Below are 23364 nucleotides of genomic sequence, written 5' to 3'. Positions count from 1 at the left end.
CAACGCCTGCCTGCCACTAGGTTGGGGTAGGTGAGCACCACCGAGCTACCGCGGCTGCGGTCGGGCACCGGTCGTTGGATCCTGCTGGCCACCATCCTCGGATCGTCGGTCGCCTCGCTCGACGCGACGGTCGTCAACATCGCGCTGCCGCGGATCGGGGAATCGCTGGACACGGACGTCGCCGGGCTGCAATGGACGTTGAACGGCTACACCCTGACCCTCGCGTCGTTCATCCTGCTCGGCGGGTCGCTCGGCGACAAGCTCGGCCGTCGCCGGGTGTTCGTCTGGGGCACCGTGGCTTTCGCGGTCGCCTCGGTGCTGTGCGGCGTCGCGACGACCATCGAGTTGCTGGTCGCGGCCCGGATCCTGCAGGGCGTCGCGGGCGCGATGCTCACACCGGGCAGCCTGGCTCTGATCTCCTCGTCCATCGATCGCCGAGATCAAGGCGCGGCGATCGGCCTGTGGTCCGGCTTCGGCGGTGTGGCGGGCGCGCTCGGCCCGTTCCTCGGCGGCTGGCTCATCGACATCGCGGGCTGGCGCTCCATCTTCTTCCTCAACGTTCCGCTGACCCTCGTGGTCGTGCTGGTCGCGTTGCGGCATGTGCCAGAGAGCCACGATCCCGACGCCGCCCCCGAACTCGACGTGCCCGGCGCATTGGTGGTGGCGCTGGCGCTCGGTGCGCTGACCCTCGGACTGATCGACAAGATGCCCGTCCTCGTCGTGGCAGGCGTCGCGCTGCTGCTGGCGTTCGTCGTGATCGAACTGCGTAGCGACCACCCGCTGGTGCCGCCCTCGCTGTTCCGCTCGCGGGTGTTCACCGCGGCGAACCTTGTGACGCTCGCGGTCTACGCCGCCCTCGGTGGCGTGTTCTTCCTGTTGGTGCTGGAACTGCAACTGGTGGCGGGGTACTCGCCGCTGATGTCCGGCGTCGCGACCGTGCCGATCACGTTGATCATGCTGGCGCTGTCGGCTCCCGCCGGGCGCTGGGCGCAGCGGCACGGACCGCGCATCCCGATGACCACGGGACCGCTGCTGGCGGCGGCGGGCCTGGTGCTGTTGCAGCGCATCGGGCCCGACACCACCTATCTCACCGATGTACTGCCCGGTGTTCTCGTCTTCGGGCTGGGGCTCGCCGCGCTGGTCGCGCCGCTCACCGGTGCGGTGCTCGGCGCGGTGCCCGCGAGCGAGGCGGGCATCGCCTCGGGCGTGAACAACGCCGTGGCGCGCACCGCGCAACTGCTCGCGGTGGCGGCGCTGCCCGGACTCGCGGGCATTTCGGGCGCGCTGGGTGATCCGGCCGCCTTCGACCAGGGCTTCGCCACCGCGATGTGGCTGAGCGCCGGGCTGTTGGTGACCGGCGCGGTGCTCGCCGCCGTATTGCTGCGTCCCGAGCGGCACGCACCCACGCTGGACAGCGTCGACTGCATGCCGCAGTGCGCGGTCGCGGGTCCGGCGGTGGCGCCCAGCGAAAAATGAGCGGCCCGAACGCGTCGCTCGCGTTCGGGCCGCTCGTCGGGATTCGCCGGCGATCAGATCGGGATGTAACCCGCCCCGACACCGCCGCGTCCGTTGATGTCGGCCATGATCGCGCTCATGTTGGTCCCGACCTCAGGACCGAAGCAGGCGATGGCCAGGTAAGCGTTCACCATGCCGACCAGCGTCGTACCGACGACGACCGGCGCACCGGAGTCGCCTTCGACCACGCACATCTGGCTCCAGGTCTCGACGTTCGTCCGGAAGACGTCACCCCAGGCGAGACCACAGGTGTTGCCGGTCGTGCGCCCTTCCTTGCAGACGATCTGCGGGAAGCTGGCAGGCGCACCGACTCCGGTGATAGTGACGTTGCCGACCCGGTTCACCGGGGTGATCTTGCCCGGATCGAACTGGATGACGGCGTAGTCGAGATCGTGGTTGGAGTAGGCGAACCGGCCGATCACGCCAGAGCCCCGATCGGATTCGGCGTAGACCTGTGCGCCAGGGTCGCCGCAGTGACCTGCGGTCAGGCCGACCAGACGGCCCGCGTTGTCGTGGCCGACCGTCGTGACCGTGCACTCGAACTGGTTGTCGATGATGATGCCGGATCCACCGCCCAACACCGGCGGGCCCGGGTCGGCGTTAGCGGCCCCTGCGCCCGTGCCGAGCAGCGCCGCGCCCAGGGCGACGGCGAAGGCGGCGTTGGCCACCTTGGCGAGTTTGCTGAACATGTCCCTCCAGACGTCGGAAGCCCGCACGATATCAATCTGTCGCACCCATCGTGTCAGTAATCGGTCTCGGGCGCGTCACCACTACGGGGTTGTCCCCACTGCTCGGGGCTTCAATCCTATTTCATACAACTGTGATCAAATGTATCTTACGAGCCCAATAGCGATTCGCTATCGCAATTGTGAAAATCGCGTGGCCGTTCGTGCCTCGATGATAGTAAGGAGGCGTCGCGTTGGTCTCCGGAAACAAATCCGATTTTCGATGAGAATTATCCAAAGTAATTCGCCGAATGACCGGAAGCGATCGGGCATTCCCGCAGCTCGGCTGTAGCTTGTGCCAGAGCTCGGCTGGTCAACTTTGGTGTGGTTCCCAATGTTCCGCGCCCTAACCATTGCTTTCCGGCAACGGTGAGGAACATCTATGACTGCGATCACAAGTGGATGGTGTGTTCTGCACTACTCCGTAGTAAGGTGCGTCAAGCAAACGAGTCGCCGGGGCTACCAACCGGCGTCGAGGAGGATTAGCCAGTGCAGTCGACCGAGAGTCCACCATCAGGGTCACGGTTCAGTGGTGCGGTCGATTGGACGAGGTCTTACTGGCAAGATCATCCCAAGCGTTCGCTGGAGACCTTCGGCAGACAGATCACGATGGGCTTCGCCGCTGTCGCCGAACTGTTCGTCTCGATTTTCCGCAGGCGCTTCCCTTTCGCTGAGTTCGTCCGGCAGTGCGCGTTCATGGCCAGCGTCTCCGCGGCGCCCACGCTGCTGGTCGCCATCCCGATCGGCGTCATCGTCTCGATTCAGGTCGGCTCGGTCGCCGGGCAGGTCGGCGCCACCTCGTTCATCGGCGCGGCCAACGGCCTCGGCATCATCCAGCAGGGCGCTCCGCTGGTCACCTCGCTGATGATCGCGGGCGCCGTCGGCTCCGCGGTCTGCGCCGATCTCGGCTCGCGCACCATCCGCGAGGAGATCGACGCCATGAAGGTGATGGGCGTCGATCCGATGCGCAGGCTGGTCGCTCCGCGTCTGGGCGCGGCGATGCTGGTGAGCGTGCTGCTGTGCGGCTTCGTCGTCTTCGTCGGCTTCTTGACCGGCTACATCTTCAATATCTTCGCGCAGAACGGTACGCCGGGTTCCTACGTCGGCACCTTCTCTTCGTTCGCGGTTACCACCGATCTGCTTGTCGCTCTGGCGAAATCGCTGATTTTCGGTCTGCTGGCGGCAATCATCGCCTGCGACACCGGATTGAACACCCGGGGCGGTCCCGGCGGTGTCGCGAACTCGGTGAATTCCGCCGTGGTGAGCTCCGCCATCATGCTGTTCGGGGTGAACCTCATCATCACCCAGGTTTACAACGCACTATTCCCGTCACAGGTGGTCTGAGCCGGTGTCATCAACCTATGTACCGCCGCTGCTGCGGCCTCTCCAGGCGTTCCGGAAATCCGCGCAGGCTCCGGTCGATCTGCTCGCCAGGCTCGGCCACCAGGTGTTCTTCCTGTTGCGTTCGATCGGCTCGATCCCGCTGGCGCTGCGGCACTACCCCAAGGAAGTGTGGCGCCTGCTTTCGGATGTCACCTGGGGCAACGGCAACCTCGTCGTCGGCGGCGGCACCATCGGCGTCGTCGTCATTCTGAGTGCGTTCGGCGGCATGACCGTCGGCATCCAGGGTTACAACTCGCTGAACCTGCTCGGCCTGAGTCCGATCACGGGTGCGATCTCGGCGTTCGCGACGACTCGCGAACTCGGCCCGCTGCTCGCCACGCTGGCCTTCGCCGCTCAGGCGGGCTGCCGGTTCACCGCGCAGCTCGGCGCCATGCGCATCTCCGAGGAGATCGACGCGCTGGAGTCCATCGCCATCCGGCCGCTGCCGTATCTGATCAGCACCAGGATGTTCGCGTCGATGGTGGCCATCATCCCGCTCTATTGCCTCGGCCTCACGATGGCCTACGTCTCCTGCTCGCTGACGGTGCAGCTGATCGGCGGCACCGCCACCGGCACCTACCAGCACTACTTCTACCAGTTCCTCGTCCCGACCGACGTCATCTATTCGCTGATCAAGGCGATCCTGTTCGTCGCGATCACCACGTTCATCCAGTGCTACTACGGCTTCTTCGCCTCCGGTGGCCCCGAGGGCGTCGGCGTGGCCGCGGGCCGCGCGATCAAGATGTGCATCATCGCGGTCGTTTTCGCGAACCTGTTCATGACATTGGCGATCTGGGGCGTCAACCCCGGCATCCGGATCTCGGGGTAGACACCAGATGATCATCGATCCCAGTGGGCGCGGGCCCACGATGCGGCAGCTGCTCATCGCAGGCGTGTGCGGTCTGGTCGTGTTCGCGCTGGTGCTCGGCTTCCTGATGCTGCGCTACAAGGGCTACTTCCAGGAGAAGGTCAACGTCACCGCGAACCTGACCACCACGGGTGACGGTCTGCCCGAGCAGGCCGACGTCAAGTTCCGCGGCGTGCTCGTCGGCGCGGTGAAGACGGTCGACGTGGCGGCCAAGGGCGAGCTGCAGCAGGTGCGGATCGAGATGAAGCCGGAGTTCGCCGGCGACATCCCGTCCAACGTGACCGCTCGCGTGGTGCCGAGCAACCTGTTCGCCGTCACCTCCGTGGAACTCGTCTTCAACGGTCCGGCCGACCAGTACCTGCACGAGGGCTCGGTCATCGAGGAAGACCGCAGCAAGGGCACCATCGCGCTGCAGGACACGCTCACCACGGTCCGCAACATCCTCGACAAGATCGATCCGGTGCAGTTCGGCCGGGTGCTGGGCACCCTGTCGCAGGCTCTCGACGGCAGCGGCCGGATGCCCGGCTCCACCGTCGAGCGGCTGGACCGCTGGCTGCTGGCCGTCGACGAGTCGATTCCCGATCTCGGTGTGCTGCTCGGCGACTTCTCCGCGTCGTTCCACGCGCTCAACCAGTCCGCGCCCGAGCTGGTCGACGTGCTCGGCAGCTCGGTGCAGACCGCACGCACCATTGCCGACCGGCGCAGCGAGCTGGTCTCGCTGATCACCGGCACCAGCGGAACCATCGACACGGTGAACGACCTGTTCGCGCGTAACCCGAACGTGGGTATCGAGGTCACCGCGGGCACGAACGACATGTTCGGCGCCCTCGCCGCGGACCCCGACGCGATCACCAGGAGCCTGCTGAACCTCAGCGAGACCATGCGCCGGATGGACACAACGTTCACCTGGGGTCCGCAGAAGCAGCAGGTCTGGGACGCGGGCATCACGCTCACCCCGTACCGGCCCTACACCGTGGCCGACTGCCCGCGCTACGGCGAGATGGTCGGACCGAGCTGCTACACCGCCCCCGCTGTCGCCGATGTCGGCGAGCTGCCGGAGCAGCTGAAGCCGCGCGCGCTCGCCTCGGCCGCCGGGCTTCCTCCGGTGGTGCCGATGCCCGGTCTGCCGCTGATTCCCGGCGTCACCACCCCGGATCCGAACCGCGCCACCGCGACCGCCCCGACCGGCGGCGCTCCCGCTCCGTTCGCGGGCACCCCGCTCGAGGGTCTGTTCCCCATGCTGCCCCCGGGCCTGCTCCCGCCCGCCGCGGCTCCAGCGCCCGCGCCCGCGGCTCCGGCCGCCGCGCCGGGGGGCACGCCGTCGGCGGCGCCGATCTCCTACCGGGGTGACTCGGCGATCACCGCGCTGCTCGGCCGCACGCCGACCACCGCCGAATACCTGCTGCTGAGCACGATTCTGAAGGGCGGAACCATGCAGGTGGCCGACAACGGTGCCGCACGATGAGCATTCGCAAACCGCTGATCGGATTCAGCATCTTCGCCATCGTGTCGATCCTGGTGACGGTGGTGGTGTGGAACACGCTGGCGCGCATCGTCAGCGGCGACACCTACACCTACTCCGCCACGTTCTCCGATGTGCTCGGCCTGCACGAGGGCGACGACGTCCGCATGGCGGGCGTTCGGGTCGGCAAGGTCGAGAAGATCGAGCTCGGCCGCGACGGGAATCTGAAGAAGTCGGTCGCCAAGGTCACCTTCGTGGTGCAGCGCGACCAGACGATCTACAACGACACCAAAGCGCTGGTCCGCTACCAGAATCTGATCGGTCAGCGGTACGTGGCGCTGGCCCCCGGCAAGGGGTCGAACCCCGCGCCGCTGAAGAACAACGGTTCCATCCCGATCGACCGCACCGAGCCGTCGTTCGACGTGTCGGGTCTGTTGAACGGGTTCCAGCCGCTGTTCCAGGTGTTGCAGCCCGAACAGGTCAACCGGCTGTCGGAAACCTTCATCCAGGCATTGCAAGGTGACGGCGTCTCGCTGAGCGCGTTCATCGTCCAGGCCGCCCAGCTGGCCACCGACTTCCAGCGCAGGGACGCGATCCTGTCCGATGTGATCACCAACCTGTCGGGCGTTATGTCCGGGTTGGCGAAACGAGGTGATGAATTGGAGACCCTGGTGACCCAGACCCGGGCCTTGATCGGCGGGCTGTACGAACAGGGACAGTCGTTGCTCGCCTCGACCGAGCAGATCGCGAGCGCGACCACATCGGTGGTCGGCATGCTCGACCGGGTCCAGCCGAGTCTGCGCACGGCGCAGAACTCCACCAGCGCGGCGCTGACGCTACTACTCGACAACGGCGCCAAGCTCGACCAAGCCGCGATCGACCTGCCGAACGTCCTGTCGGCGGCGGGCAGGCACACCTCGGAGGGCGGCTACGCCAACGCCTACCTGTGCGGCCTGGACGTGTCGCTCTACGGCGTCCTGTTCCCCCGCGGCCTGTTCTCCCAGATCGGTGGCACCTCGCACTCGGCGGTGTGCCGCCCATGATGACGAAGCTCAGGTCCAGGTTCGAGAGCAACCGGTACTTCTGGTTGGGCATCATCGGCGGCGCCCTCATCGTGGTGCTGCTGCTGGTGTCCAGCGTCTACAAGCTGATCGGCGTCGGCGAGCAGTCGATCAAGGCCGAGTTCGTGCAGGCCGCGGGCATCAGGGTCGGCGACAAGGTGAACATCGCCGGGGTGTCCTCGGGCCGGGTGGTCGGCGCCGAACTAGAGGGCAGTCACGTGCTGCTCACGTTGAGCGTCAGCGACGACGTGAAACTCGGCCCCGACGCGCGTGCCTCGATCAAGATGGCTACGCTGCTCGGCGCCAGGTACGTCGACCTCGAGCCGGGCGACGGCTCGGGTCTGAAGGGCAAGCGGATCCCGGTGTCCAACACCACGGTTCCGTACAACCTGGCCGACGTGGTGCAGGTCGGCACCCCGAAGTTCGAGGCGCTCGACACCAAGAAGCTGGCCGATTCGCTGAACCTGATCAACGAGCAGATGAACGGCTCGCCCCAGCTCACCGCCCAGGCGCTGGACAGCGTCGGCGCGCTGGCCAAGGTCATCGACAGCCGCAAGACCGAAGTGGACGCCCTGCTCAAGGATCTGGATCGGGTCACAAGGATCCTCGCCGACAACCGCAACAGCATCCTGCTGGTGATCACCCAGGGCGAGGCCATCGCCAACCGGGTGATGGAGCGCCAGGCGCTGCTGCGCCAACTGCTGGACAACGTCGCGGCGCTGACCAAGCAGCTGGAGGCGATCGGCGCGGAGAACAACGATCAGCTCGGCCCGACCATCCAGCAGCTGAACACCATGGCCGAGGGCCTGCAGAAGAACAAGGACAACCTGGATCGGATGCTGTCGCTCATGCCGCCGACCCTGCGCTACCTGGCCAACTCCTGGGGTGGCAGCGGTCCGTACGGCGATGTCGGCCTGCCGTGGCTGTTCCCGGACAACTGGTTGTGCTTCGCCCAAGTTATCGAGGGGTGCCAGGGATGAAATTCCGCACGGGCTTTCCGCTGAGGACCGTCGCGAAGACGCTCCTGATCAGCGCCGCCGCGCTGACGGTCGGCAGCTGCTCGCTGCTGCCGAGTTCGGTGAACGACGCGTTGGGCAACACCCTGCGGATCACCGCCGACTTCGACAACATCGCGGGCATCTACGAAGGCAACCCGATCACGGTGCTCGGGCTCGACGTGGGCAAGGTCGACAAGATCGTGCCCAAGGGCACGCTGATCGAGGTGCACATGTCCCTCGACAAGGACGTGAAGATCCCGCAGGACGCGATGGCCGCGATCATCTCGCCGTCCATCGTGACCGACCGGCACATCGAACTCACCCCCGTGTACACCGGCGGTGCGACCTTGTCCGACGGTTCGCACCTGCCCAAGGCCCGCACCAAGACCCCGGTCGAGCTGGACACGATGATCAAGACCATTGATCAGTTCGCCGCCGCGTTGAAGCCGGAGCCGGGGCAGGAGGGCCTCGGCCCGTTGTCGGGCCGGGTGCTGTACCCGATGCTCAACGGCAACGGCGAGAAGATCCGCGACACCCTCAACGCGCTGTCCAGCGCGCTGAAGGTCGGTGTGGACAACAAGGACGCGATCTCCAGCATCATCATCAAGCTGAACGACCTCACCACCATGCTGGCCGACAACGATCAGTCGGTGCGCGATTTCAGCAACCGGGTGACCCAGATGACCGGCCTGCTCGCCGAACAGGCTCCCGGCTTGCAGGCCACACTCGACCAGTTGCTCGCCTTCCTGCAGAACACGAGCACCACGCTGACGCAGTACCAGGACCAGTTGCAGGGCACGATGACCGGCCTGACCAACGTGACCCAGCAGCTGCGCGACAACGCTCGCGGCCTCACCGAGGTCGCCGACCTGGCGCCGATGGTCATGCAGAACGTCGACAACATCATCAACCGCGAGCACCAGTACGTCCGGTTGCACGCGGTGATCGGCACCGCGCTGTCGGGTGAGATCGTCAGCCTGTTCTGCGAACGCATCCAGATGAAGGCCGATGGCTGCCGCACCGGGAACATGCAGGACTTCGGCCCCGACTACGGGCTCACCGCCGCACTGCTCGGACTGACGAAATGACGTACCGAATGACGATCAAGGCACGCAGGGCACTGGTCGCCGTCGCCGCGGTGGCCGGTGTGGCGGTCACCTCCGGCTGCGGGCTCACCGTGGAGAAGCTGCCGCTGCCGAAACCGGGCCAGGGCGGGGAGACCTACACCATCCACGCGGTCTTCGAGAACGCGCTGAACCTGCCCGACCAGGCGAAGGTGAAGATCGGCGGTTCGGACGTCGGCGTGGTCACCGACATCAAGACCAAGAACTTCCAGGCCATCGTGGACCTGACCATCCGCAAGGACATCGAGTTGCCCAAGGGCAGCACGGCGGAACTGCGTCAGGCCACCCCGCTCGGTGACGTGTTCGTCGCGGTGTCCAAGCCCAAGACCGAGCCCGGCGCGGCAATGCTGCACGACGGCGACACGCTCACCATCGACAGCACCTCGGCGGGCGCGACCGTCGAGCAGTTGCTCATCTCGGTCTCCATGCTGTTCAACGGCGGCGGCATCGCCAGCCTCTCCAAGCTCGGCTCGGAGCTGGACTCCATCGTCGGCGGGCGTGGCGAGCAGCTCGCCCATTTGATCACCGAGATGACCGGAGTGGTCGGCAGTTTGAACGCCAACTCCGCCCGGGTGGACAGCGTGCTCGGCGAGTTCAGCACCCTCGCCAACACCATCGAGGGGCGGCGCTCGGAGCTCGGCGAGGTGGCCGACACGTTGCCGCAGATGATCGGCGCGATCGCCGAGAACAACCGGGCCCTCGGCGATCTGCTCACCAAGCTGTCCACCACCAGCGCCGCGCTGGGCGACTACGCGAACACCTCGACCGAGAACCTGAACGGACTGCTGCAGAACACCCATCAGCTGATGGACGCGATCGCCAAGACCGGTGACGGCTTCGGCGTCCTGCTGGATCGGCTGCGCGTAATTCGGCCGAAGGTGGACGCGACCTTCCGCGGCAGCAGTTTCGCGGTGTACGCGACCGCGACCAACCTGGACATCAGCGCGCTCACCGATCCGCAGCACGGCAAGCTCCAGGATCTCAACGACTTGCAGGACTTCGCGGGCAGCCTGATCCAGGTGCTCCAACTCGTTCAGGGTCGAGTGGCGGGAGGCCAGCGATGACCTCCGTGCGCAAAGTGTTCGGAAGCAAGATCTTCCTGTCGAACCTGGGTCTGGTGCTCGTGCTGCTGGTCGGCGCCGCCTACCTGATGGTGAACGTGATGCGGGTGAACCCGCTGCGGTCCGACTACACGGTCACGGTGAATCTGGACCGTTCCGGTGGTCTGCAGCCGGGCAACGACGTGACGTTGCGCGGCTGGCGCATCGGCAAGGTGACCTCGATCCAGCTGACCGATCGCGGCCAGTCCATCGCCGCCACCGCGCAGATCGAGTCGAAGTACAAGATCCCGGTGGACACCCAGATCGCGGTGCAAGCGCTGTCCGGTGCGGGTGAGCAGTACATCGACTTCCGGCCGAACGCCGAGCAGGGGCCCTATCTGGCCAACGGCGCGGTGATCAAGTTCGATCCGGACAAGATCCACACGCCCACGCCGGTGTGGTCGGTGCTGGACAACTCCAGCGCCCTGATCGCGCAGATCGACCCGGATCACTTCCAGGTCATCCTGAACGAGCTGGACATCGCGCTGAGCGGAGGCCCGGATCAGCTGCGCGGGCTGGTCAACGGCATCAGCTTGGCGATGGCGGGCCTGGATTCGCTGCTGCCGCAGACCACGAATCTGATCACCAACCTGCGCACGATCGCGAACACCACGTCCATGGCGCAGCCCGATCTGGCCACGCTGACCAGCAACTCCGGCGTGCTGTTCGAGCAGTTCAACAAGGCGAACGCGGAACTGCAACGGGTGCTGGAGACGGCGCCGGGCCAGCTCACCAGCCTGGGCGCGGTGGTGGACAAGACGGCCGATCCGATCACCAGCCTGGCGACCAACTTCCAGGCGATCACGAAGGCGGCGCAGCTGCGACTGCCCGCGCTGCGCGCGCTGTTCCCCTCGCTCGCGCTCGGTGGCGAAGCGCTCGGCATTCCGGCGCACGACGGCGAGTTCCACGCGATGATCGACATCTGGCCGCGGCCGTTCTGCACCTACAACACTCCCAAGATCCGCAACGAGGTCGTGCAGGACGGCACGATCCCGAAGTGGAACTACTGTGAGAACCCGCCGCCGGGTCAGCAGATCCGCGGCGCCGCCAACGCGCCGCGGCCCGACGTGCCCGACAACGGCGCGCACATGCCGCCGGGTGTGGATCCCAACGAGCGGACGCTGCCTCCGGTGCGGTGAGTCGTACCCGGCCCGGCGGTCGTCCCGCCGGGCGGGCATACTCGCCGGTGGAACCCGTAAGGTTCGCTGTCGCGGGCCGCTGAAGCCAATCGGTGCGCACCGACGCGCGCCGGGAAAGTGCAGGTTTTATCGATGTCTACCGACGACGCCGAGACCGGCAAGGACGCCGAGACCACGCCCGCCTCCGACCACGACACCGACGCGGTGACCGAGAAGTCGCAGGATGCCGCCGGCGCGGCGAAGCCCGACCTGTCCAAGGCGGAGAAGGCAGACAAGGCCGGGAAATCCACCTCGCTTCCGCTGGTGGCCGCGTTCGTGGCCGGCGTGCTCGCGGTCGCCGCGATCACCGCGGTGGTCGTGTTCTTCTTGCAAGGCAAGGATCGCGGCGACAAGCTCGACGCGATCCGCGACTCGACCAACGCCGCGTGCGCGTTCGGCAAGGACGTCTCGGTCTACGACTACTCGAAGAATCTCGACGACTACTTCACCACGGTGAAGGCGGGCTCGTCGGGCGAGTTCCTCAAGGAGTTCGACGACGCGACCAAGGCGTTGAAGGACGCCATGGTGCAGGCCAAGGTCAAATCCTGGGTCGATGACGTGCAGTGCGGCTACCAGTCCGGTGACCAGACCTCGGCCAAGGTGTTGGTGACCCTCACGCAGTACCGGACCAACTTCACCCAGGCCAACCCCGAGCGGCAGTTCGTCGTGGTGATCGCCCAGCTGCACAAGTCGGGCGACAAGTGGCTGGTCGAGAAGCTCGATTCGCCGATGTTGAAGGGCGCGGGCACCGGCCTGCCGGGCGCTCCCGCGCCGGGCGGTGCTCCCGCGCCGGGCGCCCCGGGGCAGCCCGCACCGTCTGGTCAGCCCGTACCGCAGCCGGGCAACTAGCCGAGCGCCTCCGGCGGTGGGCCGAGCCACCACCGCCGGAGGTCATTCGGGCAGCTCGCGGCGCTTCGGCGGGCGCATCAGAACAGCGTCAGAGCCTGTGGCGCCGACGGCGCGGCCGCCTTCCCCGCGGCCTCGTCTTTCGGCGCTTCCGGCGCCGTCGGCGTTTCCTCCACAGTCACCGCGAGCATTTCCACGGTGTTCGCCTCGGCGACAGCCGCGGTGACCGCGGCCTGCCGAGCCGCTTCTCCGGCCAGTGCGTCTGCCTGCTCGTTGAAATAGTTGCCGACGTGTCCGCGCACCCAACGGAACCGGACCGGTCCCGGCCTGCTCGCGATGGCCCGATCGATCTGCCGGACGAGTTCGACGTTCTTCACCGCCCCACCGGTCGACGTGCGCCAGCCGTTGAGCCGCCATCCCGACACCCACTCCGAGGCGCATTTGATGGCGTAGAGCGAATCGCTCTCGATGAGCAGGGGTTCGGACCCGGGGTGGGCGACGATCGCCTCCAGCACCGCGCGCAACTCCGCGACCTGGTTGGTTCCGGAAGCGGCTCCCCCACTCGCCGAGGAGCCCTGATGATTGACCCAAGCCCAGCCGATGGCGCCGCCGGGATTGCGGAGGCAGGATCCGTCGGTGCTCACGATGATCATGGCTGGCACCCTACGCAATCCGACCGACAAGATCGGTACCGTGGAATTCCTCTATCTCCCTCCGTAACCGCGACTCCGTGCGGCGCAACGCCGTTCTCACCGCGGCGTCGAGCAGGCCGGCGCTCAGGCGTCCGAGCACTCCGCGAGGTGGACTGTACTCCGCCTCGGAGGTCAGCACCGAGCGCCCGTAACCGAGCGGGTCGAAGCGCAGCCGCAGTGTGCCGGAGAAATGTCCGCGCAGTGCGTACCCGATCACCGCGTTGCGGCGGTATTCGGTGATCTCGCAGGTGGCGGTCGGCTGCCAGAGCGCGAGGCGGCTGGTGGTGGCGAAGACCGCGCCGAGTCCGCGGTCCTGGTCGCCGGTCGGTACGAAGTCCGCGATCCCGAACATCCAATCCGGTACGAATAGATGGTTGTCCGTGTAGTTGAAAGCGACCTCGACGGGCGCTCCGACGTCACTCGCGTACTTGATGTGGCCCATAGGCCCTCCCTGTTCCACGACTGGCGTTAAAAGTACTACAGCTCTCCTCTTTATTCGAGGGCTCGGCGCGATTCGATGCGACGAATCGCAAGATTGCGACCGAGTAGTTGCTTGGGAAAAGGCTCCTCCGGCGCGCGCTCAGAGTTGGTCGACGATGTGTTCCGCGATCGGCATGGCCGAGGTCGCCGCAGGTGAAGGGGCGTTGAGCAGATGAACCGAGCGCTCGGTGCGCTCGATCATGAAGTCGTGCACCAAAGTTCCTTCTCGCAATACCGCTTGCGCGCGAATTCCTGCTTCCCGAGGGAGTAGATCGGCGAGCGTCAGCTCCGGACAGTAGCGGCGGCACTGTGCCAGGTATCCCCGCTTGAACAGCGAATTGCGCAGCTCTCGCAGGCCGGTGCGCACGTTCGCCTTGGCGACGCGGTGGAAACCCGGGAACCCGAGCACTTCTCGCGCGTCCCTCAGGTCCAGACTGCCTTTGCGGTAGCCCTCCCGCGCGAGACCGAGCACCGCGTTCGGACCCACCGTGAGCGCTCCGTCGATCGTCGGGCTCAGATGCACGCCTAGGAAAGGCAATTCCGGATCGGGGATCGGATAGATCAACGTGCTGACCAGGCCGTTGCGCTCCTGCGGCAGCTGGTAGTACTCACCACGGAAGGGAACGATGCGAAAGTCGGTGCGCAGCCCGGCGGCTCGTGCCATCCGGTCGGCTTGCAGCCCCGCGCAGACCACCAGGCGGCGAGCTGTCCACGATCCGGTCGGGCCGGCGGCGGTCACCGCGTTCGAGGTCTCGGTGAGCGTCGCGACCTCGGCGCCCAGCACGAATTCGCCACCGGCGCAGCGGACTTCCTCGGCCAGCGCCTCGGTCACCCGAGTGAAGTCGATGATGCCGGTATCCGGGACGAAGAGGGCGCCGACACCGGTGACGCGCGGTTCTCGCCGCGCGAGTTCCGCGGCGTCGATCAGTTCGACGGCCACGCCGTTGACGACGGAACGTTCATGCAGTGCGAGCATGCGTCCGTACTCGGCATCGTCGGTGGCGACCAGCAATTTGCCGCAGACCCGGTACGGAATGCCGTGTGCCGCCGCGAAATCCTTGGTCCATCGCGCACCCCGGCGGCACAGCTCGGCCTTCAGGCTGTCCGGTGGATAGTAGATGCCGGAGTGGATGACGCCGCTGTTGTGCCCCGTCTGATGGACTGCCAGACGCTCTGCCTTCTCCAGCAGCACCAGGCTCGCACCGGGATGGCGCACCAGGATCCGGTGCGCGGTCGCCACGCCGACGATGCCGCCGCCGATGACGCAGAAGTCGTAGGCGCTCATGCGAGCAGGGTAAACGGTGTGTCACACCACGGTGGAATCCGCTGCGCCGTGCGTGGACGCGCGTTCGTCGGTTCCCTTCGGCGCGGGAGCGGGGTGCCGATCCAGGTGCAGGTCGTGCTCGCCCAGACTCGGGTCGGAGAACGCCACTCGCACCTCGCCACGCTGGGTATCGAGGTCGGTGCGCATGGTGGTCACGGCGCCCGGTTGCTCCGGCACGGAGCCGGAGCGGAACAGACCCGTGAGCGCCGTCAAGGCGTTCGTGTCCACGGTGATCGAGACCGTGTCGGCCGCGCTCTCCGCGACTTGCGCGCCGACGTAGGCGTCACCGAATCGAACTTTCCCGCCCAGAGGCGTGCGCCCAGGCGGTGTGGCAGGCGAATCGACCTGCGGCTCGGCGATTTCCGGCTGGCGGGCACGCGGAGCGGAAACCGCTGCGGGCAAGACGAAGCTGTTGCCGGTCAGCACGGGATAGAAGCCCGTGCCTCGTCCGCGATCGGGCTCGTCCGGGGCGGCTGGGGTGACCGGCGCGGCGATCGGAGTATCGGGGCGCTGCGTATCGGCGATCTGGTGGACGATATAGGCGCCGGCAGCGACGGTCAGGCTGAGGCTGGCCGCACCGGCGAGCACGACGGCGGCATGCCGTGCGACCTGGGCAGGTCGGTGTGCTGTCACGATGCGCTCCTTTCCCTGCGACGCTGCTCCCCACAGGCGATCAGCACCATGGAAAGCTGTACGCCCGACCAGATTACCTGTGCGGTCGAGGGGCATACCTGATCGAAGAGAGCAGAATCACAACGCGCGCGGCCCGGGGCGAGCCGGTGCGCCCTGGCGTGCATGGCGTCGATGTTTCCGTGAACGCACGGGCGGGTAAATATTCGGGTAGCTGGCGAGCGCCATTCTCGACTGCCATCTCGAGACACCCGGCCAACGGCGTCCGGCCGTCGACATGAACACGGCGCACCCAAGTGTGGCGCTCGCCCGCTCCCGATTCCGCATGGACCGGGCCGGGTGTGGGCGGGTCAGGCGAACTGGCCCGCTGTCCTTCCTTCGCCCGTCGGCCCCGCGAAAGCCTGTGCGATGGTGAGCCATTCCGCGGCGTCGTCGCCGTGCGCCAAGATTTCCAGATCGTTCGGATGGCGGCGCTGTGTCACCAGCAGACAGAAGTCGAGTGCGGGTCCGGTCACCCGCTGTTCGGCGTCCTCAGGGCCCCACGACCAGACGGTGCGATCCGGCGCGGTGAGTTCGACCCGGAATTCCGCTGCGGGCGGAGTCTTTCCGTGCACGGTGTAGGCGAAATTCCTGGTGCGCACGCCGATATGGGCCACGGTGCGCAACCGCGCCGTGGGCGAGCGGTGCACGCCGATGGCATCGGCCACGTCCTGCCCGTGCGCCCAGGTCTCCATGATGCGGGCGGTGATCATCGACGCGGCGCTCATGGGCGGGCCGAACCACGGCAGTTTGGCGCCCGCGGGCACGGCGCGCAGTGCGGCGGTGAGCGACGCGCGCCCACGCCGCCAGCGGTCGAGCAACTCGGCGGGCGGTTCGGTCGCGGCCTTCTCGGCGGCCTCGTCGACGAACGTGAGCGCGCGAGGTCCGGCTTCGGTCAGCAACTGCTGGAAGCGGGCGGCGTCCGCGGTGGCGATCGCCGCGATCTCATCGGTCCAGGCCAGATGCCCGATCTGGTGTGCGATGGTCCACCCGGGCGCGGGTGTGGCGCGCGCCCATTCCGCGGGCGCCAGCGGGGCGACGAGTCGTTCCAGGTCCGCGCATTCGTCGGCGAAGTCGCCGAGCAACGCCTCTAGATCAGCCATCTGCGCCCCTGCCGGTTCCGGGCCCACCGCCTCGTGCGCCACCGTCGTCCAGCATCGCAGCGAGCCCAAAAAAAGGCAAGCATGCTTGTTTTATCTTGCCGGTTCCGGCCCTGCTACCAGCCGAAAAGGATCAAGTGGGCGGCTCCGACGACGAGGCCGAGGACCGCGCCGTGCAGATACAGCAGCCAGGCGTCCTGCTCGACGGAGGCGTAGAACATCTCCATGAACTCCCCTGGCGTGAGCCGCCGCAGCTTACGCGCGGCGAACTCGTCGATGGTCTTGGCCTGCTCCCGGGTGAATTCCTCGTCCTCGACCAGGGTCGGCGCCAAGCCGACCGCGGCGCCCGCCGCGCCCACCGTGAGGTTGTCGAACTGGCGACGCCCCAGCGCCGCCCGCACGAGTGCGGTGGTCGGCCCGAGCTGACGATGGATCTCGTCGGCGATCAAGCGCTCCAGCAACTGCCTGGTCTTGTCCCCGTTCGGGCCTTCCAGCAGTTCCTTGGACAGATTCGGCAGCGTCAGCACCTGATAGGCCAGGATGTGCGCCAGATCGGTCGCCGCTTGCGGCTGCCGTTTGGCCAGCAGTGCTTGCTTCCACAGGTACTTGTACCTCGGTTGCGGATCACCCGGCTCGAACACCATCTTCACCGCGATGACGTTCACGATCACGCCGATCGCCGCCGAGGCGAGCAGCACGATCACCCAGCCGGGGACCCAGCCCAGCACCGGAATCTGCTGGTGCACGTGCAGGTACAGAGCCAGCAGCACGCCGAAGGGCGCGCCGAGCAAGCCGATGCGCACCATGAAGCGCAGTTCGGGCGCCGCGATGGTGGTGGTCAAGTCCTTCAGAATGGCCGGGTTGTCCTGCAGGTAGCGGATCACGAAACCCTTGATGCCGATCAATTGGTCGACGTTGTCGCCCAGCGACGCGAACGCGCGGCGCGACAGTGCGGGCAGTTCCCGATCCACTCGCTGGTAGATCAGCTGCTTGGCGGCGCGCGGCACCGTACGCCACAGGTCCGGGTTCTCCCGGTACATCAGCTCGTCCACCAGCGGGCGCACCTGCTGCCGCGCCAGCACCGCGATGTAGTCGGCGATGCCGTCGAGATCGAGTTCGTGGATGAAATCCTTGGGGCTGCCGATCCGCATCAGGGCCTTGTCCACGCAGATGCTGGCCATCTTCTCCGCCCGCGCCGGGATGAAGCCCTGGAATCCGAGGCGCAGGCCGTCGCCGGAGAAGGTCGGCAGCACTTGCACCCGGCGGGGGAAGTACGGATAGAGCACGTGCAGGCCCGGGATGCGGATGCCGCGAAAGACGATCGGCCAGAACAGCATCAGCACGCCGGTCCAGTTCGTCAGCCATCCCGCCAGCGCGCTGAAGATCGGGAACGTGACCAGGTCGACCACGAATTTCGGCTGCCCGGTCACGCTCTCCCAGTCGATGAACACGCCAGCGGCGAGCGACGACATCGATGGGACTCCCTAGGCCGATCCGGCGGTACCGCCGGTATGAGATATCAAGGCCCCAACGTTCTCATTGCCTTGGACGGGGTGTCAACGCGAAGCGGGGGCGGTACCGGTCGGCACTTCGCCGTCAGCGAACGGACCGGTCGGGGCGGAACAAACCCACACACCCCGGGGTTGAGTAGGCATCGCTCAACTTTTGGAAGGTCGAAGACGTGACTACACCTCAGAACCTGCCGGTGCTGTTCCTGACCGATCCGATCGTGCTGCCGGGCATGGTCGTGCCCATCGAACTGGACGAATCGGCGCAGGCCGCGATCGATGCCGCGCGCGCCGCAAAGACCGACGCCGTGCTGCTCGCGCCGCGGCTGAACGAGGGCTACGCCACCTACGGCGTGGTCGCCACCATCGAACAGGTCGGCCGGATGCGCGGCGGAGCCCCGGCGGCCGTCCTCAAGGCCGAACGGCGCGCCAAGATCGGGCACGGTGTCACCGGGCCGGGGGCCGCGCTGTGGGTCGAGGCCGAGCCGGTCGAGACGCCTGCTCCGGACGGCCGCACGAAGGAACTGGCCGCCGAATACAAGAAGCTGGTCGTCTCGGTGCTGCAACGCCGCGAGGCCTGGCAGATCATCGACGCGGTCAATCAGCTGACCGACCCGTCGGCCATCGCCGACACCGCGGGTTACGCCCCGTACCTGACTTCCGAGCAGAAGCGTGAACTGCTCGAGACCCCCGACGCGGCCGAGCGGCTGACCACGCTGATCGAGTGGACCAAGGCGCACATCGCCGAGGCCGAGATCAGCGAGAAGATCAGCGAAGACGTGCGCGAGGGCATGGAGAAGAGCCAGCGCGAATTCCTGCTGCGCCAGCAGCTCAACGCGATCCGCAAGGAACTCGGTGAGGACGAGCCCGACGGCGCCGACGACTACCGCACCCGCGTCGAGCAGGCCGACCTGCCCGACACCGTGCGTGAGGCGGCGCTGCGCGAAGTCGGCAGGCTGGAGCGTGCCAGCGATCAGAGCCCGGAATCCGGCTGGATCCGGACCTGGCTGGACACCGTGCTCGAGCTGCCGTGGACGGTGAAGACCACCGACAGCGCCGACGTCTCGGCCGCCCGCGCGGTGCTGGACGCCGACCACCACGGCTTGGACGAGGTCAAGGACCGCATGGTCGAGTACCTGGCCGTCCGCGCTCGCCGGGCCGCCCGCGGCCTGGAGGTGGTCGGCGGACGCGGGTCCGGCGCGGTGCTGGTGCTGGTCGGTCCGCCCGGCGTGGGCAAGACCTCGCTGGGAGAGTCCGTGGCGCGAGCGCTCGGCCGCAAGTTCGTCCGCGTGGCCCTGGGCGGCGTGCGTGACGAGGCCGAGATCCGCGGTCACCGCCGCACCTACGTCGGCGCGCTGCCCGGCCGGATCGTGCGGGCCATGAAGGAAGCCGGTTCGATGAACCCGGTCGTCCTACTGGACGAGATCGACAAGGTCGGCTCGGACTTCCGCGGCGACCCGGCGGCCGCGTTGCTCGAGGTGCTGGACCCGGCGCAGAACCACACGTTCCGCGATCACTACCTGGATCTGGACCTGGACCTGTCCGACGTGCTGTTCATCGCGACCGCGAACGTCATGGAGACCATCCCCGGCCCGCTGCTGGACCGGATGGAACTGATCACCGTCGACGGCTACACCGAGGACGACAAGGTGGCCATCGCGCGCGACTTCTTGGTGCCGCGGCAGCTGGAGCGCAACGCGCTGACCGCCGAGGAGGTGTCGATCAGCGAGGAAGCGCTGCGCGAGATCGCCGCCGACTACACCAGGGAGGCCGGGGTCAGGCAGATGGAGCGGCTGATCGCCAAGGCGCTGCGCAAAGCGGCCACGCGGCTGTCGGAGCGCGAAACCGGATCTGGTTACGACCCCGAACTGGGTTACGACGTCGAGCGTGACGCCGGAGCCCTGACGATCGGTCTGGACGACCTGAAGGACTACTTGGGTCGTCCGCGCTTCACTCCCGACTCGGTGGAACGCACGGCCGTCCCGGGTGTGGCCACCGGCCTCGCCGTGACCGGCGCGGGCGGCGACGTCCTCTACATCGAGGCGAACGCCGCCGAGGGCGAGCGCTCGCTGACCCTCACCGGCCAGCTCGGCGACGTCATGAAGGAGTCGGCACAGATCGCGCTGACCTACGTGCGCTCGCACCTGGAGGAGATCGGCATCGAGCCGTCGGTGCTTGATCGCAATATCCACATCCACTTCCCGGCGGGTGCGGTGCCGAAGGACGGGCCGTCCGCGGGCGTCACGATGGTCACCGCCCTGGTGTCGCTGGCGCTGGGTCGTCAGGTGCGATCGGACGTCGGCATGACCGGTGAGGTCACGCTGAACGGCCGGGTGCTGCCGATCGGCGGCGTGAAGCAGAAGCTGCTCGCCGCCCAGCGGGCCGGATTGAAGACGGTGTTCATCCCGGCGCGCAACGAGCCGGATCTGGACGACGTTCCGGCGGAAGTGCTGGCCGCGCTGGACGTCCGGCCGGTCGCCGACGTGGCCGACATCCTGGCCTACGCGATCGAGCCGGTCGCCGAGCCTGCCTTGGGGCCTGCCTTCGCGGCGACCGCCTGATGGGTGCGATCGGACGTAGTCCGTCCTCAGCCCACGCATGGCCGGAGCGAAGGCGGAGGTACGCCTGACCTTGGACGGAACGGGCCGGGCACGGAGCGTATCCGGGCCCGGCCCTTCGCATGTCGCGATCGGCGGAGGGACGTTGGTGAAGCACCGGAGCGGCTCATCGCGGGCCGTGCCCGGTGTGGCCACCATCGACGGACCTCGCCACACCGGGTCGGCGGCTGACCCTCGCCGAATGTGCTGTGTCGCAACGCACTTGCCGAGCTGCGGCACAGGCGGTCGGCGCATCTCGTTCCTGAGTACGCCCGCGCGCCGACACCCCGGCCAGTGCCGCCGTCACCCGATAGCGCGGGCGGCGTGCGAACGGACGTCGTGAGGTCAGGGGCTGGTGTTCGTGCCGGCCAGGTCCGTTTCCGCGAGCCGGGTGGTGCCTTGGCCCACCGCGCACAGGACCGGTTCGCGCCCGGAGCTTTCCGCGTAGATCGCGCAGTGGGCAACCGCCTGGCGGCGCGTCGCCCCGGTGACGGATGCCTCGATGCGCAACCGGTCGCCGGCGGCGGGCCGCAGGTAGGTGATGGTGACACCTCCGGTGAGTACGTTCGCGCCGAGAACCGTTCCCGCGGCGAAGGTGAGGGCGTTGTCGGCGGCATAGGCGAGCACGCCGCCGTGCACGTAGCCGAATTGCTGGGTCAGTTCGCGGCGCAGCGGGATGATCAGGGTCGCGGCGCCGTCGCCGAAGGCGGTGATCTCGGTGCCGATCAGCGTGGCGAAGGGCTGTGCGGCGAGTATCTTCTTGGCGCTGTCCAGGTCGAGGGTGTTGGTGGCGGTCACTCGGACAGCTGCCCTGCGGCCGCGGTGCGATCGGCGGCGAGCGCCAGCCAGGCGGCGTCGGCCAGCTCGCCCGCGACTTCAGCAGGGGCGATGCGCATGTCACCGCCCAGCCACTGCCGGGTGTATTCCTGCGCCGGACCCAGCCACAGCGCGTAGACCAGATCGATGGGCAGATCGCGCACCACCCCGTATCCCGCGTGGGTGCGCCACCACCGCGTCACGTCGGACATGAAGCGGCGATTGCTCTCGCTCTCGCGCACTCCCGGCGGCCGCGCGGAGGTGAGTACCGTTGCGCGATATTGATTTTCGCTCACCCACCGCAAGTGTTCGCGCACACCGGCGGTGACGCCTTCCCGCGCGTCGGCGCTGTCGCCGACCACCGCCCAGAAATGCTTCTGATAGTCCGCCAGCGCGTTGGCCCACACCTGCCGGTACAGGTCGGCCTTGTCCGGGAAGTGGTGGTAGAGCGCACCGACGCTGGCGCCCGCCGCGCCCCGGATCTGGGTCAGCGTCGCGTCGAGCGCTCCGTGCTCGGCGAACTGGCGCTCGGCTGCCAGTAGCAACCGATCTCGAATCTTCATATCCAGAATTTAGTTCTGTTCTGCGGGCCGCGCAATGTCAGGACATCCGTGTGAGGGGGATCAGGCAGTGGGACTCATCGCGGTGCTGCGGACGATGGCACGACCGGCGGCGGGTGCGGCGATGCCGGTCGGCGGGCGCTCGCGCCGGAATTGCGGCCGGGTGTCGCACCCCTGCGGTAAGAACGGCATGTGGCCAGATGGCTGTTGCATGTCGATCTCGATCAGTTCCAGGCGGCGGTGGAGTTCCGCCGTCATCCGGAACTGCGGGGGCTGCCGGTCATCGTCGGCGGCCACGGCGATCCCGCCGAACCGCGCAAGGTGGTGACCTGCGCGTCCTATCCGGCGCGTGGGTTCGGTGTGCGGGCCGGAATGCCGCTGCGCAGCGCTCAGCGCAAGTGCCCCGACGGAGTGTTCCTTCCTTTGGACATGGCCGCCTACGAGGACGCCTCCGACGAGGTCATGGCCCTGCTGCGGACGTTTCCGGGGCGGGTCGAGGTGTGGGGTTGGGACGAGGCGTTCCTCGCCGCCGACACCGACGACCCGGAAGCCCTCGCGCAGCAGGTGCGCGACGCGATCGCCGGACTGGAACTGACCTGCTCGATCGGCATCGGGGACAACAAGCTCACCGCCAAGCTCGCGACCGGCTTCGCCAAGTCGGCGGGCAAGTCGTCGGCCGAGCCCGCCGCCGATGTGGGCGCCGCCGCAGGCGTCTTCCGGCTCACCGCCGCGAACTGGACCGAGGTGATGGCCCATCGCCCGACCAACGCGCTCTGGGGCATCGGCAACCGCATCGCCGCCCGGCTCGCCGAACTCGGTATCGGGACCGTAGGCGAGCTGATGACGGCGGACCGGCATCGACTCGCCGCCGAGTTCGGGCCGAACACCGGTCCGTATCTCTGGGTGCTCGGCCACGGCAAAGGCGATACGGACGTCACCACCGAACCGCGAATCCCGATCGGCCGCAGCAAATCCGAGACCTTCCCGCACGATCTGACCGATCCAGGCGAAATCCGCGCCCAGGTCGCGCGGCTGGCCACCGAGGTCGCCGAGGAGATGGCCGCGGCGGGCCGGATCGGCACCCGCGTTTCGGTGACGGTGCGCACGAACACCTTCTACACACGCAGCAAACAGGAAAAACTGCCCGAACCGACCATCGACGTCGCGCGAATCGCCGAGACGGCGCTGCGCATCATCGAACGGTTCGACCTCGACCGCCCGGTTCGTCTGCTCGGCGTGCGGCTGGAACTCCTGCCGCGGTAACTCCCGGACCCGTCCGGACGCTCGTATGCTCGTCCGCATGGAGTTCTGGGCGATGGTGGCACACGAATCGGATAGCGGGATCGTCCTGACCCGGC

Annotated in this window: 21 protein-coding genes; 12 read left to right on the top strand and 9 right to left on the bottom strand. The window is 67.4% G+C overall.

Going from position 1 to position 23364, the window contains the following annotated elements; all coding sequences use genetic code 11:
* Positions 1 to 30 precede the first annotated feature (30 nt).
* Positions 31 to 1476, top strand: coding sequence for an MFS transporter (locus ACIHAX_RS31865; protein WP_355078856.1), 1446 nt, complete (start codon positions 31 to 33; stop codon positions 1474 to 1476).
* A 53-nt stretch (positions 1477 to 1529) separates the two neighbouring features.
* Here the strand turns inward: ACIHAX_RS31865 and ACIHAX_RS31860 are convergent, their stop codons facing one another.
* The gene (locus ACIHAX_RS31860; protein WP_356963199.1) at positions 1530 to 2204 is read right to left on the bottom strand and encodes a S1 family peptidase; all 675 of its coding nucleotides are present in this window, start codon (positions 2202 to 2204) and stop codon (positions 1530 to 1532) included.
* 525 nt (positions 2205 to 2729) lie between these two features.
* On the opposite strand from ACIHAX_RS31860, the gene ACIHAX_RS31855 reads away from it, so the two are divergent.
* From ACIHAX_RS31855 to ACIHAX_RS31815, 9 genes are all read left to right on the top strand, one after another.
* A complete protein-coding gene (locus tag ACIHAX_RS31855; RefSeq protein WP_355078858.1) occupies positions 2730 to 3584 on the top strand; it encodes an ABC transporter permease in 855 nt (284 codons plus the stop codon).
* Between the two features lie 4 nt (positions 3585 to 3588).
* A complete protein-coding gene (locus tag ACIHAX_RS31850; protein WP_355078859.1) occupies positions 3589 to 4452 on the top strand; it encodes an ABC transporter permease in 864 nt (287 codons plus the stop codon).
* Positions 4453 to 4459: 7 nt separating this feature from the next.
* Entirely contained in the window at positions 4460 to 5956 is a 1497-nt protein-coding gene (locus tag ACIHAX_RS31845; protein WP_397281345.1) for an MlaD family protein, read from the top strand.
* Positions 5953 to 6996, top strand: a complete 1044-nt coding sequence (locus ACIHAX_RS31840) for an MCE family protein (protein WP_355078861.1) — start codon at positions 5953 to 5955, stop codon at positions 6994 to 6996. The genes ACIHAX_RS31845 and ACIHAX_RS31840 overlap by 4 nt, the downstream gene beginning before the upstream one ends.
* Positions 6996 to 7994, top strand: coding sequence for an MCE family protein (locus tag ACIHAX_RS31835; protein ID WP_355078975.1), 999 nt, complete (start codon positions 6996 to 6998; stop codon positions 7992 to 7994). Before ACIHAX_RS31840 ends, ACIHAX_RS31835 begins: the two co-directional genes overlap by 1 nt.
* Positions 7991 to 9100: an MCE family protein gene (locus tag ACIHAX_RS31830; protein WP_379249571.1), complete on the top strand. Its 1110-nt coding sequence runs from the start codon at positions 7991 to 7993 to the stop codon at positions 9098 to 9100. The genes ACIHAX_RS31835 and ACIHAX_RS31830 overlap by 4 nt, the downstream gene beginning before the upstream one ends.
* Before the next feature lie 8 nt (positions 9101 to 9108).
* Complete coding sequence (locus tag ACIHAX_RS31825) at positions 9109 to 10200, top strand: MlaD family protein (protein ID WP_364434286.1); 1092 nt, start codon at positions 9109 to 9111, stop codon at positions 10198 to 10200.
* Positions 10197 to 11375, top strand: a complete 1179-nt coding sequence (locus tag ACIHAX_RS31820) for an MlaD family protein (RefSeq protein WP_355078864.1) — start codon at positions 10197 to 10199, stop codon at positions 11373 to 11375. The genes ACIHAX_RS31825 and ACIHAX_RS31820 overlap by 4 nt, the downstream gene beginning before the upstream one ends.
* 132 nt (positions 11376 to 11507) lie before the next feature.
* Positions 11508 to 12263: a hypothetical protein gene (locus ACIHAX_RS31815; protein WP_355078865.1), complete on the top strand. Its 756-nt coding sequence runs from the start codon at positions 11508 to 11510 to the stop codon at positions 12261 to 12263.
* A gap of 77 nt (positions 12264 to 12340) precedes the next feature.
* On the opposite strand, the gene ACIHAX_RS31810 is transcribed toward ACIHAX_RS31815, so the two are convergent.
* The 6 genes from ACIHAX_RS31810 to ACIHAX_RS31785 form a co-directional block, all read right to left on the bottom strand.
* Complete coding sequence (locus tag ACIHAX_RS31810) at positions 12341 to 12913, bottom strand: ribonuclease H (RefSeq protein ID WP_355078866.1); 573 nt, start codon at positions 12911 to 12913, stop codon at positions 12341 to 12343.
* 10 nt (positions 12914 to 12923) lie between these two features.
* On the bottom strand, positions 12924 to 13394 hold the full coding sequence (locus ACIHAX_RS31805; protein ID WP_355078867.1) for an SRPBCC family protein: 471 nt from the start codon (positions 13392 to 13394) through the stop codon (positions 12924 to 12926).
* A 138-nt stretch (positions 13395 to 13532) separates the two neighbouring features.
* Positions 13533 to 14717, bottom strand: coding sequence for an L-2-hydroxyglutarate oxidase (lhgO, locus tag ACIHAX_RS31800; RefSeq protein ID WP_364434277.1), 1185 nt, complete (start codon positions 14715 to 14717; stop codon positions 13533 to 13535).
* A gap of 21 nt (positions 14718 to 14738) precedes the next feature.
* Positions 14739 to 15389 (bottom strand): hypothetical protein, encoded by a 651-nt coding sequence (locus ACIHAX_RS31795; protein ID WP_364434274.1) that lies wholly within the window; start codon positions 15387 to 15389, stop codon positions 14739 to 14741.
* Positions 15390 to 15736: 347 nt separating this feature from the next.
* A complete protein-coding gene (locus ACIHAX_RS31790; protein WP_355078870.1) occupies positions 15737 to 16528 on the bottom strand; it encodes a TIGR03084 family metal-binding protein in 792 nt (263 codons plus the stop codon).
* Between the two features lie 113 nt (positions 16529 to 16641).
* Positions 16642 to 17997: a hypothetical protein gene (locus tag ACIHAX_RS31785; protein ID WP_397281340.1), complete on the bottom strand. Its 1356-nt coding sequence runs from the start codon at positions 17995 to 17997 to the stop codon at positions 16642 to 16644.
* A gap of 269 nt (positions 17998 to 18266) precedes the next feature.
* Between ACIHAX_RS31785 and lon the strand changes: the two genes are divergently transcribed.
* Positions 18267 to 20594, top strand: a complete 2328-nt coding sequence (lon, locus tag ACIHAX_RS31780) for an endopeptidase La (protein WP_355078977.1) — start codon at positions 18267 to 18269, stop codon at positions 20592 to 20594.
* Positions 20595 to 20975: 381 nt separating this feature from the next.
* On the opposite strand, the gene ACIHAX_RS31775 is transcribed toward lon, so the two are convergent.
* On the bottom strand, positions 20976 to 21428 hold the full coding sequence (locus ACIHAX_RS31775) for a PaaI family thioesterase (RefSeq protein WP_355078872.1): 453 nt from the start codon (positions 21426 to 21428) through the stop codon (positions 20976 to 20978).
* Positions 21425 to 22009, bottom strand: coding sequence for a TetR family transcriptional regulator (locus ACIHAX_RS31770; RefSeq protein ID WP_355078873.1), 585 nt, complete (start codon positions 22007 to 22009; stop codon positions 21425 to 21427). The genes ACIHAX_RS31775 and ACIHAX_RS31770 overlap by 4 nt, the downstream gene beginning before the upstream one ends.
* Positions 22010 to 22198: 189 nt before the next feature.
* On the opposite strand from ACIHAX_RS31770, the gene ACIHAX_RS31765 reads away from it, so the two are divergent.
* On the top strand, positions 22199 to 23269 hold the full coding sequence (locus tag ACIHAX_RS31765; protein WP_355078874.1) for a DNA polymerase IV: 1071 nt from the start codon (positions 22199 to 22201) through the stop codon (positions 23267 to 23269).
* The last annotated feature ends 95 nt before the right edge of the window (positions 23270 to 23364 follow it).

The organism is Nocardia sp. NPDC051929 (genome assembly GCF_044548645.1).
Classification (GTDB): Bacteria; Actinomycetota; Actinomycetes; order Mycobacteriales; family Mycobacteriaceae; genus Nocardia; species Nocardia sichangensis.
Note: the sequence above shows the minus strand (reverse complement) of the source record. Positions and strands in the feature narration are given on the sequence as shown.